Genomic DNA, 16,081 nt, shown 5'->3' with positions numbered 1-16,081 from the left:
GTCCCTGAGAGGGACTCCCTCGCCTGCCTCGGAGCAAGCGCGGCTGGACGAGAGCCTGCCGAGGAGCCTCACCTCGGCGGGGCAGACCGGTCAGGCATATTCGGGGCGGCGTGGCGTGAACACGTCAAGGTTGAGGACCGGCTCGTCGCCGACCACCTCGCCCCAATGGACCACGTTCGGCGGCACCACGAGCACCCCACCCGGCCCGAGCAGATGGCTCTCGTCACCGACATGGAAGCGCATCGTGCCGGCGATGATATAGGCGATCTGCTCGTTGGGGTGGCTGTGGGGCTTCGGCTCGTGCCCCGGCGCAAGCCGGTGAAGGGCGACTGTCGCCCCCTCTCCGGAAAACGCCTTCTGCTCGACTCCTGGCCGGATCTCCTTCCAGGGGATCGCGTTCCAGTCGATCTTCCGAACATCCATGGCTTTCTCCCTTTTGGCCGTACTCCCGCCTATTTGGCGGCACCCAGGATTCCCTGCGGACGCAGGAACAGGAACAGGAGCAGCACCGTCAGCGCGGCGGCGTTCTTGTAGCCGGCGCCCAGCGCCACCACCGCTGCGGCCTGTGTCACGCCGAGGGCGAGCCCGCCCAGGAAGGCGCCGAACGGGCGTCCGAAGCCGCCAACGATCGCGGCGATGAAGCCCGAGATCGCGAACGGCACTCCGAGATTGAAGGCGATGTACTGGGTCGGCGTGATCAGGATCCCGGCAATCGCGCCGAGGGCGGCGCTGAGCGCGAACGAGAGGGCAAGCATCCGCGACACGCGAATGCCCTGCAGGGCGGCCGCCTCACGATTGATGGCACAGGCCCGCATCGCCTTGCCGACGCGGGTCCGGGAAAAGAAGGCGCCGAGCGCGAGGATCACGAGGAGCGAGGCGCCGACGATCCAGAAGAACTGATAGCTGATGGCCACGCCAAGAATCCGCAGCGGCGGCAGATCCGTGAACATCGGCAGCGTCTTGGGCTGATCCCCTACCGCGATCAGGGTCGCGCGCTCGATCACGATCTGGACGGCCAGCGTCGCGAGAATCATCACGAACATGCTGGCATTGCGATTCCAGAGTGGCCGCACGACCAGCCGCTCGACCAGCACGCCGAGCGCCGCAACGAATGCGGTAGCGAGGCACGCTGCCAGAACCAGCGGCACACCGTAGCTCTGCAGGAGCACGTGCGTGATGATCCCGCCGAGCATCACGAATGCGCCCTGCGCGAAATTCACGATGCCGCTGGCGTTGTAGATCACGCAGAAGCCGATCGCGATCAGCCCGTAGACGCAGCCGACGCCGAGTCCGCTGACCAGGATCTGCGCGATATAGGAGGGATCGGTCACGATAAGTCTCCCGACACCACCGGGGATGTATAACGGACGGCCTCACGCATGGAGCGTCTCCGGGCTGCCCAGATAAGCCTCGATCACGGCTGGATCGGCGCGAACCGCATCCGGGGTCCCCTCCGAGATCTTGCGGCCGAAATCGAGGACCACGACTGAATCCGCGGTGTTCATCACGAGCGTCATGTCATGCTCGATCAGCAGCACGGTCGTTCCATCATCCGCGATCCGGCGAATGACCTCCGCAAGGCGACGGGTCTCGTCGGCATTCAGACCGGCTGCCGGCTCGTCGAGCAGCAGCAGCTTCGGCTCTGCCGCCATGGCGCGGGCAATCTCGAGCAGCCGCTGCTGGCCATAGGGCAGGACTGAGGCCGGAAGCTCGGCGCGATGATCGAGACCCACGAAGGCCAGCAGTTCGCGCGCCCGCTGCTCCACGCCCGCCTCCTCGCGCCGGGCCCAGCCCGGACGCAGCAGTGCCGCCAGAAGTCCGCCGCGCGTATGCAGATGCCGCCCGACCTTGACGTTCTCCTTGACGGACAGGTTCTGGAATAGCTGCACGAGCTGAAAGGTGCGGATCAGACCACGCGCGGCGACCCTTTCCGGCGGCAGACCCGTGATGTCGTCGCCCTCGAACAGCACGCGGCCATCCGTCGGGGGAAACGCGCCCGCGATCGTGTTGAAGAGAGTGGTCTTGCCGGCGCCATTGGGACCGATGACGGCGGTCACACCCGCTCGCGCAACGTCGAAGGTGACGGCATCGACGGCGACCAGACCACCGAAGCGCTTGGTGAGAGTTCTGACCGATAGCCGGGTCTCGTGAATCGTGCCCGGTTCCGCTGCAGTTCGGTTCGAGTGTCGGGTCATGTGCGCCTCTTCCGGTTCCGCCACAGATCCGCGAGCGAGGCGAGGCCGCGCGGCGCATAGATGAGGATCAGGATCAAGGCAGCGCCGTAGGCGAGATCCTGGTAGTCCTTGAAACTGCGGATCGTCTCGGGCAGCAGCATGATGATCACCGCCCCGATGAGCGGACCCATGATGGTGCCGATGCCGCCCACATAGAGCATCGTGAAGGCGAGATTCACCATGTGGAGCCCATAGACCTCGGGGCTCACGAAACCGACGACATGGACGAAAAGCGAGCCGGCCAGCGCCGCGTAGGCGGCCGCAATGAGAAAGGCCAGAAGCTTGTAGCGGGCGACATCGATGCCGAGCGCCCGGGCTGCATCCTCACTGCCGGCGACGGCCGACATCGCCCTGCCGAGGCGTGAGTGCCGGATCAGCGCCGAAGCCGCGATGCCGAGCGCGGCAACGAAGGTCAGGAACAGGAGGTTGCCGCGATCCGAGAGGATGTCGTAGCCGAACGCGCCGAGCGGAGGGATTCCGGAAATCCCCATATAGCCTTGCGTGACCGACTGCCACTGTACCGCCACCTCGTAGGCGATCAACCCGATCGCCAGCGTCGCCATCGCGAGATAATGGCCGCGCAGCCGTAATGCCGGGTAGCCGACGATGAGGGCAACCACGAGTGCGCCGACGACGCCGACGAGCAGAGCCGGGATCACCGACCAGCCATATGCGGTCGTCAGCACCGCCGATGCATAGCCACTGATCGCCGCAAAGGCGTTCTGACCGAACGAGACCTGTCCGGTATAGCCCATGAACAAGTTCAGTCCGGTGACGAACAGGGCATAGACGAGTCCGAACGAGACGACGGATGTGATGTAACCGCCGGCCAGATAGGCATACGCGACGAGAGCGAGGCCGATCAGCCCCGGCAGAACCGTGAGAATTCCGTCGACACGATCCGGCCTCGATGCCTGTACCGGGGCATCGTCGCGCGCGCCGGCCGGATCACGCGCTGAAGTAGTAGCGCGAAAGCTCGTCATGCGATGTGATCTCGCGTGGGTTGATTTCGGCCATGATCCGTCCGAGCGACAGGAGATAGGCACGATTTGCGAGTTTGAGAGCGAGCGGCGCCTTCTGTTCGACGAGGATGATCGGGAGCCCCTGGCGGTTGAGTTCGCCGAGGGTTTCCATGATCTCGGCCGTGACTCTCGGGGCCAGCCCGAGCGACGGTTCGTCGAGCAGCAGGATGCGTGGACCGGCCATCAAGGCGCGCCCGACGGCAAGCATCTGCTGCTCACCGCCGGACAGGGATCCGGCAACCTGCGACAGCCGCTCCTTGAGGCGCGGAAAGAGGCCGAGGACGCGCGCTCGACGCTCCTCGAAAAGGGGATCCCCGCGGCCGAGCAGATAAGCGCCGAGTTCGAGATTGTCCTCGACGCTCATCGGTCCGAAAATGCCCCGGCCTTCCGGCACCATGACGACCCCGCGTGCGGCGAGAGCCGCCGGATCGCGGCGCGGCAGCGGCTCTCCCTGCAGACGCACGGTTCCGGTATTGGCAATCAGGCCCATGATCGCACGCATCAGGGTCGATTTCCCGGCACCGTTCGGGCCGAGGACGGCGACGAGTTCGCCATCCTCGACATGGAGGTTGACGCCACGCAGTGCTTCGACATGGCCGTAGCGGGCCGCCAGTGCCTCGGTCTCGAAGACGCGCATCGCGAGATCTCCCGGACGGCATTATTGAGCGAGAACGACCTGGCCGTCCTTGATCTGGGCGAGGAAGAGCGGGTTCTCGGTGATGCCCTGATGGTTTTCGGGCGAGAAGTTGTAGATTCCCGTCGTTCCCTGCCAGCCTGAGATCGACTCGAGAGCATCACGCACCTTAGGACCTTCGAAGGATTTCGCGGCCTCGACGGCCTTCACCGTGAGCATGACGGCGTCCCAGCCGCGGCCGGCCCAGTTCGGGTCGCGATCCTGATACTTGGCGCGCCAGGGGCCCAGGAAAGCCGTGATCTCCTTCTTGAGCGCGCTATCCGGCAGAGCATCATAGACCTGCGAGGGAGAAGCGACGAAGAAGAACTTGTCGCCGAGTACCTCCGCGACAGGCCTGAACACCGCGATGTCCTCGAGGCTCGTGAGCATCAGCATGTCGAGACCGAGCTGCTTGATGTTCTTCGCGGCCGTGAGCGTGGTTCCGCCGAGACCGATCTTCAGGATCGCCCGCGCCCCGGCTGCGTGCATCTTACTGATCTGCACCGAGAGATCCGCATCGTCCTGCTTGTATTGCTCGATCCCGACGATCTCGAGTCCGAACTGCGGAGCGGCCTTCTCGGCCGCCTGCTTCTGCAGGTTGGCATAGGGCGTGGGATCGTGCAGGACACCGATCTTCTTGATCTGCGTCCTGTCCTGCAGATATTTCAACCTGGTCTCGACCTCGAAGCGCGGCGGCGGGATCGTCGTGAAGGCCCATTTCACGTGATCCGGCTGCTGCGGCAGGATCGAGCACAGCACCATCGGGATCTGAGCCCGGACGACGAGCCCAGCGGCCGCGAAATTGCCGGCCGACACGCATCCCGAGGTGAACACGTTCACCTGGTCGGACGAGATCATCTTGCGGTAGACGGTAACGGCCTCCTGCGGCTCGGACCGGTTGTCCTCGACGATCACCTGGAGCTTGCGCCCCAGCACGCCCCCTCGGCTGTTCACCGCTTCGGCTGCCAGCTGCACGGCATCGGACCAAGCGCGGTCGACTGTGGCCGCATAGCCCGTCAGACCGGCCGATATGCCGAGCCGATAGGTATCTTGCGCTGAAGCAGGCGAGACGGCGAACGCCGCCGCGAGACAACCCGCCGCAAGAGTGAGCCGACGCAACTTCGACATTTGCATTTTCGACATGAGCGTTCCTCCTGGATGTTGATCGTTCTTGTTATTGATCGATTGGGGGACCGTAACCGCCCCCTCCCGGCGTTTCCATCAGCACGACGTCGTCGGGCTGCATGGTGAGCTTGCGGGCCGATGCGACCGGTTCCCCGTTGACGAGGAACCGGCCCGGGGCGCCAGGAGCGCCGCCGCCGATTCCCTCCGGCCCTTCGTCGAGACGGCTGGGTACGGCGTTGAGAAGCCATTCGTCGCTGGTGCGCATCCTGAATTGGATGATTTGTCCGTCACCGCCCCGGCTGTGCCCGGCCCCGCCGGAATCCGGCCGCAACTCCTTGCGGTCGAAGACGATCGGCATCACGGCTTCGAGGATCTCGACGGGAACCGCGGCGACACCGGTCGGATAGCAGGTGGCGCTCGGACCGGGCTTTGTCGCCCGCGCACCCATCCCGCCTGAATAATTGAACATCGAGGACGTGAAGGGTCTGCCGTCCGCCTGGCGGCCCTGGATCTGGATCGTCCAGACGGCCCCCGACCCCTCTGCGAGCACCCGCTCCGGCATCACCTGATACAAGGCCTTGAGGATCGGCATGGGCACATACATACCGACCACGTGCCGCGCATTCACCGGCGCAGGATAGGTGCAGTTCACGATCGAGCCTTCCGGTGCGCGAACCTTGATCGGCGCCAGGCTGCCGCTGTTGTTCGGCAAATCCGGATTGAGGCAGGACCGGATCGCGAAGGTGGTATAGGCGTGCGTGTAATTGAGAACGACGTTGATGCCGGTCGTCGTCTGTAGAGAGGAACCCGCGAAATCGACGATGATTTCGCCGGCCTGCGGATCGACCGTGACCGCCGTCTTCAGCGTGACGATCTCGCCACCCGGAACATCGAAGCGGCTCTCGCCGTGATAGGTGCCTGCCGCAAGCTGCCGGATTGCCGCCCGCGTGGCCTCCTCGGAGCGGCGAATGATCTCGTCCGAAAGCTCCTCGATATCGGAAAGTCCATGCTCGCGGCAGAGGGCGATCAGACGTTCGCTCGCGGCCTGTCCACTCGAGACCTGCGCGGCCAGGTCGCCGAACACGGCGTCAGGCGTCCTGACATTCGCGCGGATGATGGCATGCAGGACCTCGCTCGGCCTGCCCCGCTCGTAGAGTTTCAGGGGCGGGATCCACAGTCCCTCCTCGTGCACGTCCCGCGCACCGGCACCAATGCCGTAGCCACCAATATCGGTGTGGTGGATCGTCGAGCCGATAAAGGCCAGAAGCCTGTCTTCGTCGAAGATCGGGGACAGCACCGTGATGTCGAAGAAGTGGCCAGCCCCCAGCCAGGGGTCGTTTGAAATCAACACGTCGCCCGGCTCGATCCGGCCCGCGAATATGCGCGACAGATGTGCACCCGCAATGGCGAGCGAATTGATGTGGCCGGGCGTGCCGGTATTGGCCTGCGCCACCATGCGCCCGCGGGTATCGAAGAGTGCGCAGGCGAGATCGCCTGCCTCGCGCACGATCGGGCTGAAGGCGATCCGCTGCAGCGCCTTCGCTCGCTCGGTGACAATGCCGATCAGGTTCGACCAGAGGATTTCGAGCTCGACACCATCGAGGACGGATCGGTCCGGCTTCATGTTGCCACCTCGGAATTTGCTCTGCAGCCCTCATGCATGTGACGCACCGCGGATCTTGGTAGGTTCGTCTGCGATTTCGTCACGGATTGGATTGCGGAGCGTTCCGATGCCCTCGATTTCGATCTCGACGACATCTCCATCCTTCATGAAGACCGGCTCCGCACGGGCATAGCCGACGCCCGAGGGCGTACCCATCACGACGAGATCGCCGGGTTCGAGCGTCATGCCCTCAGTGATCGAAACGATCGTCGTGGCTACGGAGAAGATCATGTTCGATGTATCATCCGACTGCATGGTCGCACCGTTAAGGCGGCACGCGATGCGCAGCCCCGTGGCGCCCGGCGGCAATGCGTCGGACGTCACCATCCAGGGACCGAAACCACCGGTCCGGTCGAAATTCTTGCCCATCGTCCACTGCGTGGTGCGGCGCTGATAATCGCGCAGCGATCCGTCATTGAAGCACGCATAACCGGCCACCGCCTGGAGGGCGTTGTCCGGAGTGGCATGCCTGATCTTTCTCCCGATGATGGCGACGAGCTCGGCCTCGTAATCGAGCTTGTCGGAACAGAGCGGCCGTTCGATCGCCGCTTCGTGCGGTGTGAGCGAGTTTCGCGACCGCAGGAAGAGCGAAGGATGTTCCGGCAGCGGCGCGGAGGAATAGACTCCCTCCTTGGCGTGCGCGACGTAATTCAAGCCGAGGCAGACGATCTTGCCCGGGTTGCGCACGGGGATGTCGTATTCGAGGCCGGCGAGAGGCCGGCGCGCGGACGCGCGAGCGCGCGCCGCGATGCTTTCGAGATGCGAAAGGTCGCCACCGGTTTCGCGCAGGATCGCGCCGAGATCGGCCGGGAGACGGGGGTCGACCGCATGCAGGTCAATCACCTCATCACCATCGACCAGCCCCAGCCGATCAAGATCCGCGGCGCGAAAGCTCACGATACGCATGCATTCATCCTCTGTCGTTCGATCCGGTTCTGCCCTGGATCCGTAGCCTCGATGCTCTTACCGCCTGCAGTGGCGATGATGCATCCCAATCGATCGACCGTTGCGGTCCATCCAGGCGGCAGCACGGTGGTCGTTTCACGCTCTTCGATGATGGCAGGCCCATGGAGGACCTGCCCCTGACCGAGCTCCTCCCGCGCATAGACCGGGACGCGCATGTCGTCGGCCCATGCATGCACGATGCGCCATGTCTTTGGGGCACCGTCACTCCGCGCCGGCTCGGCTGCGCTGTGAAACGGTGTGACGGGACCGCGCGCCGTCAGCCGCCATGTCACGAGCTCGATCGGCACGTGGGACGGGTTTACCCCGTAGAGCTGGCGATAGGCCTCCTCGAACGCTTCCGCGATCCGCGTCGCGTCACGATGCGTGCGCGGATCCGCATCGAGGTTCAGCGTGACCTCATGCTGCTGTCCCGCATAACGGAGATCCGCGCCGAACACGAACGTCACGTCGCGCGCACCGCAACCAGCCTCTGCGAGCGCTGCCAACGCCTCGCGTGCGAGCTCGTCGATGAGCAGTGTCGCGCGCTCCCAATCGATCTCGGAGAGCTTCGCGAGATCGGAGCGGACGAGGTCGAGGCGGACGGGAGTCACCAGCGTGCCGAAAGCGGACAACACGCTCGATTGCGGCGGGATGATCACCTTCGTGCTCTGGAGCAGGTGCGCGACCTCGCAGGCATGGACCGGACCGGCTCCGCCGAAGGCAAAGAGTGGAAGACCGCGATAATCGACGCCTCGATCCGTCGCATGGGTCCGGGCCGCCGAAGCCATGGCCTCGGTAACGACCCGGAAGATGCCACGCGCAGTCGGGATGGCACCGAGTCCGAGTTCGTCGGAGAGGCGCGCCATTGCTGCCGTGGCCGCGGGCGCGTCGAGGCGCATATCGCCGCCCAGAAAGTTGTCGGCGTCGAGCAGGCCGAGTACGAGGTCGGCGTCCGTGACGGTCGGTTCCGCCCCGCCGCGCCCGTAGCAGGCCGGACCGGGATTCGAGCCCGCACTCTCCGGCCCCACCTTGAGGAGCCCCAGGGAATCGACATGAGCGATCGAGCCGCCGCCGGCGCCGATCTCGATCATGTCGATCGAGGGCACGGTGACGGGAATTCCGCTGCCCTCCTTGAACCGGTAGCGGCGATCGACCTCGAACAAGCCCGTGACCAAAGGCTCGCGGTTCTCGATCAGACAGGCCTTGGCGGTCGTCCCGCCCATATCGAACGACATCAGGCGATCGAGGCCGAGCACCTCGGCATAGTGACAGGCCGCAAGTGCGCCGGCTGCCGGTCCACTCTCGATCATGCGAACGGGATTGCGACCGGCCGTCTCCGCGCCGACGACTCCGCCCGAGCTCAGCATGATGAGCGGCTTGTTCGCGAATTCTTCGCGCGCGAGCCGCTCGCTCAGTCCGCGGAGATAGGGCTGCGAGATCGGCATCGCGTAGGCGTTGACGACGGTCGTCGAGGCCCGGGCATATTCGCGGATCTGGGGGGCCACATCGGACGACGTGCACACGAAGACGTCCGGGAGGAGACGGGCCAACTCGTTTGCAACGCGACGCTCATTCTCAGGATTCACGAATGCATTGAGGAAACAGATCGCAACGGCACGCACGCCACGTTCACGAAGCACCTCGGCGAGACGCGCCACGTCCCCTGGTTCGACGGCTCGGAGAATCGTGCCGTCGGCCAGCGTTCGTTCGGATACCCCGAAGGTCAATTCGCGCGGAACGAGCGGCTCTGGAAACTCGATCTGCGGATCGTACATTTCGTAGCGGTGCTCGTTGCGGATGACGAGCACGTCCTTGAAGCCTTCAGTCACGAGAAGCGCGGTCGGAAGCCCCTTGCGCTCGATTACGGCGTTGGTGACCACCGTCGTCGCGTGCACGACGACGCCATCGACGTCCCGTGGCGTCACGCCCGCCTTGCGCAGCACGGCGTCGACGCCACGGAAAAAGCCGTTGAGCAGATCGTCGTGGGTCGTCAGGGTCTTGTCGACGACGAGGCGGCCGTCCGTGTGGCGCAGGACGATGTCCGTGAACGTGCCCCCGATGTCGATCGCAAGCGAATAGGTCATGAATCAGCCTTTCCACCCGAGCGCGCGGGACATGGCACGAGCTGTCTCGACGACCGCGGCAATCATGACCGGGTCGGGCTCGGCGGGAATGAATTGCGTGAAGCCGACGACGGCGAGCGACCCCACCAGCGCATCGCGATAATCGAAGACCGGGGCGGCAAGGGCGTTGACCGCCGTGACGAGTTCGCCCGGGGCAACCGCCCACCCCCGGGTGCGCACCCGCTCGACTTCGGCTTCGAGCGCAGCGCGATCCATGATCGTCTCGGGAGTCCATGCACGGCGCGGTCGCGCGAAAATGCGATCCATCAGATCGCGACGCCCGAATGCGAGCCAGATCCTGCCATGCGCCGTGGCATGCATGTCCATCCGGGTTCCTGGCCTGATCCCGAACTCGACGACGGTCTGGCCCTGGATGAGTTCCAGGACCACGAGTTCGTCTTCGACCAGCGAGCAGACCGTCACCGCCTGGCGGGTCTCATCCCTCAACTCCATCAGCTTGCCGCGCGCCGCCCGAGAGACGTCGAAGCGACTGCGGGAGGCCTCGCCGAGCATGAGGAGCTTCAGCCCGACGTCATAGCGACCGGTTTCAGGATCCTGGCGCGCGAAGCCGTTGCGGACGAGCGTCTGGAGATGCCGATAGACCGTTGCCTTCGAGGCAGAGAACGTAGCAGCGAGGGACGCCAGGGAAGCCGGCTGCGATCCCTGAGCCAGATGCTCCAGGATCCGAAGCGCGAGATCGAGCGTGGTCGTCCCTGGCAATGCATTTGCGGACGGCTGAGCCTTGCGGCTCGCCGGGTCCGGGTCCTCCCTATATATCGGCGCCTGTTTCATTTGTTGAAACGCCATTTCAGATGGCGCTATGCAAGCATTAGCCTCCAGCCGTGTCAACAAATGACACGCTTGAGCCGACGCGACTATTACCGGGCCAGGGACTCAGCGCGCCGCTGTGCGGAGCTGCGTCTCCCCTGAAGCCCAGCCGATCGCCTGTTCCAGGCGATCATTGCCCCAGAACATTTCGCCATCCTCGGTAAAAAAGGTCGGCGCACCGAAGATTCCGCGGGAGCGGGCCTCCTCGCCGACGGCCTTCAGCCGCGTCTTGTTGGCGTCGCCCTGCGCCTCCTTGAGGATGGCGGGCGCATCGAGGCCAAGGCGCGACAGCACCTCCCCGACGACCGTCACCTCGCTGATGCTGCGGCCCTTCCCGAACTCCTCCTCGAAGATGCCGCGCGAGAAGTCGGGAGCAAAGCCGCGCCCTGTTCCGAGCAGGGCGACGCGCGCCGCGACGAGCGTGTTCTGCGGAAACGGATCGGGCCGATAGAAGGGAAGACCGAGACGCGCCGCCTCGCGCTCCATGTCACGCCACATGTAGCGCCCCTTGGCCGGGAAGAGATTGAACGGGGAGGTATTCCAGCCCTGCGACGCGAAGACCGGCCCAAGCAGGAAGGGCCGCCAGCGCACATCGACGCCTGCGGCCTCCGCGAGGGCCTCGATCCTCATCGCGGCGAGATAGGAATACGTGGAGGCAAACTCGTACCAGAACTCGAGAACGGGGCGCCGCGGCATCAATCATCTCCAGGGGGAATGGCGCAAGCGTGTCTGCTTCGCGTGGCAGGAACAAGGCCCGATTATTGGTCGCCTTCGCCGCACGGATAGCCCTCGCGGGCGCAGCCGGTTGCGCGCGGGCGGCTTCCCCGCTAAGTCGCGGCCACGCCCCAACCTCCCGGATCCGTCATGTCCCAGAAGCGCGTGAACAAGGTCGTGCTCGCCTATTCCGGCGGTCTCGACACCTCCATCATCCTGAAGTGGCTGCAGACCCATTACGGGTGCGAGGTCGTGACCTTCACGGCGGATCTCGGCCAGGGCGAGGAGCTCGAGCCGGCGCGGCGCAAGGCGGAACTCCTCGGGATCAAGCCCGAGAACATCTTCATCGAGGATCTCCGTGACGAGTTCGTCCGGGATTACGTGTTCCCGATGTATCGTGCCAATGCACAATACGAGGGCCTCTATCTTCTCGGCACGTCCATCGCGCGCCCCCTGATCGCCAAGAGGCAGATCGAGATCGCCGAGCAGGTCGGCGCCGATGCCGTCGCGCACGGAGCGACTGGCAAGGGCAACGACCAGGTCCGGTTCGAACTCACCTATTACGCGCTCAAGCCCGACGTGACGGTCATCGCGCCCTGGCGGGAGTGGGATCTCACCTCCCGGACGCGCCTGATCGAGTTCGCCGAGCAGCACCAGATCCCGATCGCCAAGGACAAGCGCGGCGACGCGCCGTTCTCCGTCGACGCCAACCTCCTGCACGCCTCCTCGGAGGGCAAGGTTCTGGAGGATCCGGCCGTCGAAGTGCCGGATTACGTCTATTCGCGCACCGTGAACCCCGAGGATGCTCCCGACAAGCCGACGATCATCACGATCGGCTTCGAGCGCGGCGATCCGGTCTCGATCGATGGCCAGAAGCTCGGGCCGGCCGCGCTCCTCGCGCGTCTCAACGAGCTCGGCCGTGCGAATGGGATCGGGCGTCTCGACCTCGTCGAGAACCGCTTCGTCGGCATGAAGAGCCGCGGCATGTACGAGACGCCGGGCGGCACGATCCTGCTCCCGGCGCATCGCGCCATCGAGTCGATCACCCTCGATCGCGGCGCGGCGCATCTCAAGGACGAGCTCATGCCGCGCTATGCGGAGCTGATCTATAACGGTTTCTGGTTCAGCCCCGAGCGGGAGATGCTCCAGGCGGCGATCGACCATTCCCAGGCCCTCGTCACCGGCGAGGTCCGCCTGAAGCTCTACAAGGGCGGCGTCCACGTGATCGGGCGGACCAGTCCCTATTCGCTCTACGACCAGGACCTCGTCACTTTCGAGGAAGGCAAGGTCGCCTACGATCACCGGGACGCGGCCGGCTTCATCAAGCTCAATGCCCTGCGTCTGCGCACCCTGGCCCAGCGGCGGCGCCGGCTCGAGACGTAAGCCTTCGCATCCGCAGCCGGCGGCGAGTGCGGGATGGCCCGTGCCTGCCTGCCTGGGGGGCCAGAGGATCGATATGGCCGGGACATAGAGCGGCGCCGATGAGGGCTCCCTACGCGCAGCACCGCGCGTCGCTCGCAGGTCTGCTCTGCGCCCCGATCCGGAGGGCTCGTCAAAAGCTCGGCGGCAACCCACCTTGGGAAGGTTGTCGTCTCCTCGGCCGCGGAGATCCCGATGCTCTGGTCCTTTCCCATTGCACGCATCGCCAGCACGGTGGTGCGCGTCCACGTCACCTTCCTCCTCTTTCTGGTCTGGATCGGCGCGGCTTACTGGCGCGTCGGCGGCCGCGATGCCGCCCAGGATGGTGTGATTTTCATGCTCATCCTGTTCGCTTGCGTGCTCGCCCATGAATTCGGGCATATCCTGGCGGCTCGGCGCTACGGCATTCGCACCCCGGAGGTCACGCTCTGGCCGATCGGCGGAATCGCGAGCCTCGAGCGAATTCCCGATAAGCCACGCGAAGAACTGATCGTCGCGCTGGCGGGCCCGGCCGTGAACGTCGTGATCGCTGCGGTCCTGATCTTCGGGCTCGGCGCCAGTCTCAGCGGAGACACCGTCGCCGAGGTCGATAACCCGACGGCAAGCCTCGCCGCACGGGTGGCCGCGGCGAATATCGTGCTCGTGGTGTTCAACCTCATTCCGGCCTTTCCGATGGATGGGGGTCGCGTCCTGCGAGCGCTCCTCGCCATGCGCATGAGCTATGCCGAGGCGACCCGCATTGCCTCGCGGATCGGCCAGGGCGCCGCTTTCCTCTTTGCTCTGGCGGGGCTGTTCCTGAACCCGATGCTGATCATCATCGGCCTGTTCATCTATCTCGCGGCCTCAGCGGAATCCCAGCACGTCGCCTTCCGGGACGGCACGTCCAGCCTCCCGGTCCGCTCTGTGATGGTGAGCGCGATCGAGGCGCTTTCGCCGGGATCGACCCTCGATGACGCGGTGGACCTCATGCTGCGCAGCGCCCAGAAGGAATTTCCCGTCGTGGACGGGAGCGGGCAACCGCGCGGGCTCCTGACGCGTGACGGCCTCATCGTCGCGCTCCGACAGGGTACTCCGACGACCCCGGTGCTCGACGTGATGCTGCGCGAGATCCCCTCGGTCCAGGACTGGCAGCCCCTCGAGACCGGACTCACGATCCTGAACCAGAGCAAGGCCCCTGCTCTCTTCGTCCTCAACCGGAACCAGCAGCTCGTCGGGCTCATTACACCCGAGAACATCGGTGAGATGATGATGGTCCGGAATATCCGGCCCGACTGGCGCTTCCGCCCGAGGACCCAGGAGGTCTGACGATGAAAGAGGTTTGGAGCCGATGGTCCGATCAAGTCTAAGGCTGCGTGCCACTGCTCCGGCCCCTTGTCGCTGGCGGACCGGTCCTATATTGCGGTGCAATAGAAACTGCTGCCTGGTCCTCGCCGCGCGGACCGGGCTGCTTTGCTTATGAGCCCCATGAAACTGCGCAATATCGCTATCATCGCCCATGTCGACCATGGGAAGACGACCCTCGTCGACAAGCTTCTCCAGCAATCGGGCGCCTTCCGTGAGAACCAGCGCGTGGCCGAACGGGTCATGGACTCGGGAGACATCGAGAAGGAGCGCGGCATCACGATCCTCGCCAAGGCGACCTCCGTCGTCTGGAAGGACACGCGCATCAACATCGTCGATACCCCCGGCCACGCGGATTTCGGAGGCGAGGTAGAGCGCATCCTGAACATGGTCGATGGCGCCATCGTGCTGGTGGATGCCGCGGAAGGCCCGATGCCGCAGACGAAATTCGTCGTCTCGAAGGCCCTGAAGATCGGGCTTCGCCCAATCGTGGCCGTCAACAAGGTCGATCGGCCCGACGCGCGAGCGACGGAGGTGATCAACGAGGTGTTCGATCTGTTCGCCGCTCTCGATGCGACGGACGAGCAGCTCGACTTCCCGATCCTCTATGGTTCCGGGCGCGACGGCTGGATGGCGGCCTCTCCCGAAGGTCCGAAGGACCAAGGGCTCGCGCCCCTATTCGATCTCGTGCTCGACCACGTGCCGCAGGCCCGCACCGAGGATGGCCCGTTCAAGATGCTCGGCACGATCCTCGAAGCGAATCCGTTTCTGGGACGCATCATCACGGGGCGGATTACCGCCGGCAGCGTGCGCCCAAACCAGACCATCAAGGTGCTCGACCGCGCCGGCAAGACGGTCGAGACCGGCCGTGTCTCGAAGATCCTCGCCTTCCGGGGCATCGAGCGCCAGCCGATCGAACTCGGTGAAGCCGGCGACATCGTCGCGATCGCGGGCCTCGAGAAGGGCACCGTGGCCGACACGTTCTGTGCTCCGGAGGTCGAGGCGCCGATTCCCGCGCAGCCGATCGATCCGCCGACCGTCACGATGTCCTTCATCGTCAACGACTCGCCACTCGCCGGCACCGAGGGCGACAAGGTCACGAGCCGCATGATCCGCGACCGTCTCCTCAAGGAGGCGGAAGGCAACGTGACGCTCAAGATCGAGGAGTCCGCCGACAAGGACTCCTTCTTCGTGTCGGGGCGCGGCGAGTTGCAGCTCGCCATCCTGATCGAGACGATGCGTCGTGAGGGATTCGAACTCGCCGTCTCGCGTCCGAGGGTCGTCTTCAAGAACGACGAAACCACGAACGAGCTTCTCGAACCCATCGAAGAAGTCGTCATCGACGTCGACGAGGAGCATTCGGGCGTCGTCGTGCAGAAGATGTCCGAACGCCGCGCCGAGATGGTGGAGATGCGTCCGTCGGGCGGCAACCGTCAGCGGCTCGTGTTCCATGCGCCCACCCGCGGCCTGATCGGCTATCAGGGCGAGCTCATGACGGACACGCGCGGCACCGCGATCATGAACCGGCTGTTCCATTCCTATCAGCCCTACAAGGGCGAGATCCCGGGGCGGCGCAACGGCGTCCTGATCTCGAACGACTCCGGCGAGGCGGTGGCCTATGCGCTCTGGAACCTCGAGGATCGCGGCCCGATGATGATCGAGCCGGGCTGGAAGGTGTATCAAGGCATGATCGTCGGCGAGCACAACCGCGACAACGATCTCGAAGTGAACGTCCTGAAGGGCAAGAAGCTCACCAATATCCGGACGACATCGAAGGACGAGGCTGTGCGCCTCACTCCACCGATCCGCATGACGCTCGAGCGGGCGCTGGCCTGGATTCAGGACGACGAGCTCGTCGAGGTGACGCCGAAATCGATCCGGCTCCGCAAGGCCCTGCTCGACCCGAACGAGCGCAAGCGCGCCGAGCGGCAGAAGGAAGCGCTGAGCGCCTGACGATTTTCTCCGTGTCGGTCACTGCACATAGTGATCGATGC

14 protein-coding genes are annotated in these 16,081 nt (G+C 65.0%); 3 read left to right on the top strand and 11 right to left on the bottom strand.

Annotated elements, in window-relative coordinates; genetic code table 11:
- Positions 1-90: 90 nt before the first annotated feature.
- From BN1233_RS13190 to BN1233_RS13140, 11 genes are all read right to left on the bottom strand, one after another.
- Positions 91-423, bottom strand: a complete 333-nt coding sequence (locus tag BN1233_RS13190) for a cupin domain-containing protein (protein ID WP_046864056.1) — start codon at positions 421-423, stop codon at positions 91-93.
- Between the two features lie 29 nt (positions 424-452).
- Complete coding sequence (locus tag BN1233_RS13185) at positions 453-1,331, bottom strand: branched-chain amino acid ABC transporter permease (RefSeq protein ID WP_048709124.1); 879 nt, start codon at positions 1,329-1,331, stop codon at positions 453-455.
- A gap of 42 nt (positions 1,332-1,373) precedes the next feature.
- Positions 1,374-2,195 (bottom strand): ABC transporter ATP-binding protein, encoded by an 822-nt coding sequence (locus BN1233_RS13180; RefSeq protein WP_082145437.1) that lies wholly within the window; start codon positions 2,193-2,195, stop codon positions 1,374-1,376.
- On the bottom strand, positions 2,192-3,217 hold the full coding sequence (locus BN1233_RS13175) for a branched-chain amino acid ABC transporter permease (RefSeq protein ID WP_048709122.1): 1,026 nt from the start codon (positions 3,215-3,217) through the stop codon (positions 2,192-2,194). The genes BN1233_RS13180 and BN1233_RS13175 overlap by 4 nt, the downstream gene beginning before the upstream one ends.
- A complete protein-coding gene (locus tag BN1233_RS13170; protein WP_046864055.1) occupies positions 3,183-3,893 on the bottom strand; it encodes an ABC transporter ATP-binding protein in 711 nt (236 codons plus the stop codon). Before BN1233_RS13170 ends, BN1233_RS13175 begins: the two co-directional genes overlap by 35 nt.
- A 21-nt stretch (positions 3,894-3,914) precedes the next feature.
- Positions 3,915-5,072 (bottom strand): ABC transporter substrate-binding protein, encoded by a 1,158-nt coding sequence (locus BN1233_RS13165; RefSeq protein ID WP_046864054.1) that lies wholly within the window; start codon positions 5,070-5,072, stop codon positions 3,915-3,917.
- 31 nt (positions 5,073-5,103) lie between these two features.
- On the bottom strand, positions 5,104-6,678 hold the full coding sequence (locus tag BN1233_RS13160) for a hydantoinase B/oxoprolinase family protein (RefSeq protein ID WP_046864053.1): 1,575 nt from the start codon (positions 6,676-6,678) through the stop codon (positions 5,104-5,106).
- A 30-nt stretch (positions 6,679-6,708) separates the two neighbouring features.
- Positions 6,709-7,623 carry a fumarylacetoacetate hydrolase family protein gene (locus tag BN1233_RS13155; protein WP_046864052.1) on the bottom strand — a complete coding sequence of 305 codons (915 nt, stop codon included), beginning with the start codon at positions 7,621-7,623 and terminating at the stop codon, positions 6,709-6,711.
- Positions 7,611-9,746 carry a hydantoinase/oxoprolinase family protein gene (locus BN1233_RS13150; RefSeq protein ID WP_063776704.1) on the bottom strand — a complete coding sequence of 712 codons (2,136 nt, stop codon included), beginning with the start codon at positions 9,744-9,746 and terminating at the stop codon, positions 7,611-7,613. Before BN1233_RS13150 ends, BN1233_RS13155 begins: the two co-directional genes overlap by 13 nt.
- Positions 9,747-9,749: 3 nt before the next feature.
- Positions 9,750-10,577 carry an IclR family transcriptional regulator gene (locus BN1233_RS13145; protein ID WP_046864051.1) on the bottom strand — a complete coding sequence of 276 codons (828 nt, stop codon included), beginning with the start codon at positions 10,575-10,577 and terminating at the stop codon, positions 9,750-9,752.
- A gap of 102 nt (positions 10,578-10,679) precedes the next feature.
- Positions 10,680-11,309, bottom strand: a complete 630-nt coding sequence (locus tag BN1233_RS13140) for a 2-hydroxychromene-2-carboxylate isomerase (RefSeq protein ID WP_046864050.1) — start codon at positions 11,307-11,309, stop codon at positions 10,680-10,682.
- A gap of 168 nt (positions 11,310-11,477) precedes the next feature.
- On the opposite strand from BN1233_RS13140, the gene BN1233_RS13135 reads away from it, so the two are divergent.
- From BN1233_RS13135 to typA, 3 genes are all read left to right on the top strand, one after another.
- Positions 11,478-12,710: an argininosuccinate synthase gene (locus tag BN1233_RS13135; RefSeq protein ID WP_046864049.1), complete on the top strand. Its 1,233-nt coding sequence runs from the start codon at positions 11,478-11,480 to the stop codon at positions 12,708-12,710.
- 231 nt (positions 12,711-12,941) lie between these two features.
- Positions 12,942-14,051, top strand: a complete 1,110-nt coding sequence (locus BN1233_RS13130; RefSeq protein WP_046864048.1) for a site-2 protease family protein — start codon at positions 12,942-12,944, stop codon at positions 14,049-14,051.
- 159 nt (positions 14,052-14,210) lie between these two features.
- Positions 14,211-16,040, top strand: a complete 1,830-nt coding sequence (typA, locus tag BN1233_RS13125; RefSeq protein ID WP_046864047.1) for a translational GTPase TypA — start codon at positions 14,211-14,213, stop codon at positions 16,038-16,040.
- Positions 16,041-16,081 lie beyond the last annotated feature (41 nt).

It is taken from the genome of Microvirga massiliensis, from assembly GCF_001006805.1.
Lineage (GTDB): Bacteria > Pseudomonadota > Alphaproteobacteria > Rhizobiales > Beijerinckiaceae > Microvirga > Microvirga massiliensis.
Note: the sequence above shows the minus strand (reverse complement) of the source record. Positions and strands in the feature narration are given on the sequence as shown.

What these genes read in the sequence shown, in the direction of transcription:
- BN1233_RS13180 (WP_082145437.1), bottom strand. Translation starts at nt 2,195, where the DNA reads ATGACCCGACACTCGAACCGAACTGCAGCGGAACCGGGCACGATTCAC.
- BN1233_RS13135 (WP_046864049.1), top strand. Translation starts at nt 11,478, where the DNA reads ATGTCCCAGAAGCGCGTGAACAAGGTCGTGCTCGCCTATTCCGGCGGT.
- BN1233_RS13165 (WP_046864054.1), bottom strand. Translation starts at nt 5,072, where the DNA reads ATGTCGAAAATGCAAATGTCGAAGTTGCGTCGGCTCACTCTTGCGGCG.
- BN1233_RS13190 (WP_046864056.1), bottom strand. Translation starts at nt 423, where the DNA reads ATGGATGTTCGGAAGATCGACTGGAACGCGATCCCCTGGAAGGAGATC.
- BN1233_RS13175 (WP_048709122.1), bottom strand. Translation starts at nt 3,217, where the DNA reads ATGACGAGCTTTCGCGCTACTACTTCAGCGCGTGATCCGGCCGGCGCG.
- BN1233_RS13140 (WP_046864050.1), bottom strand. Translation starts at nt 11,309, where the DNA reads ATGCCGCGGCGCCCCGTTCTCGAGTTCTGGTACGAGTTTGCCTCCACG.
- BN1233_RS13145 (WP_046864051.1), bottom strand. Translation starts at nt 10,577, where the DNA reads ATGAAACAGGCGCCGATATATAGGGAGGACCCGGACCCGGCGAGCCGC.
- BN1233_RS13130 (WP_046864048.1), top strand. Translation starts at nt 12,942, where the DNA reads ATGCTCTGGTCCTTTCCCATTGCACGCATCGCCAGCACGGTGGTGCGC.
- BN1233_RS13150 (WP_063776704.1), bottom strand. Translation starts at nt 9,746, where the DNA reads ATGACCTATTCGCTTGCGATCGACATCGGGGGCACGTTCACGGACATC.
- BN1233_RS13170 (WP_046864055.1), bottom strand. Translation starts at nt 3,893, where the DNA reads ATGCGCGTCTTCGAGACCGAGGCACTGGCGGCCCGCTACGGCCATGTC.
- BN1233_RS13160 (WP_046864053.1), bottom strand. Translation starts at nt 6,678, where the DNA reads ATGAAGCCGGACCGATCCGTCCTCGATGGTGTCGAGCTCGAAATCCTC.
- typA (WP_046864047.1), top strand. Translation starts at nt 14,211, where the DNA reads ATGAAACTGCGCAATATCGCTATCATCGCCCATGTCGACCATGGGAAG.
- BN1233_RS13155 (WP_046864052.1), bottom strand. Translation starts at nt 7,623, where the DNA reads ATGCGTATCGTGAGCTTTCGCGCCGCGGATCTTGATCGGCTGGGGCTG.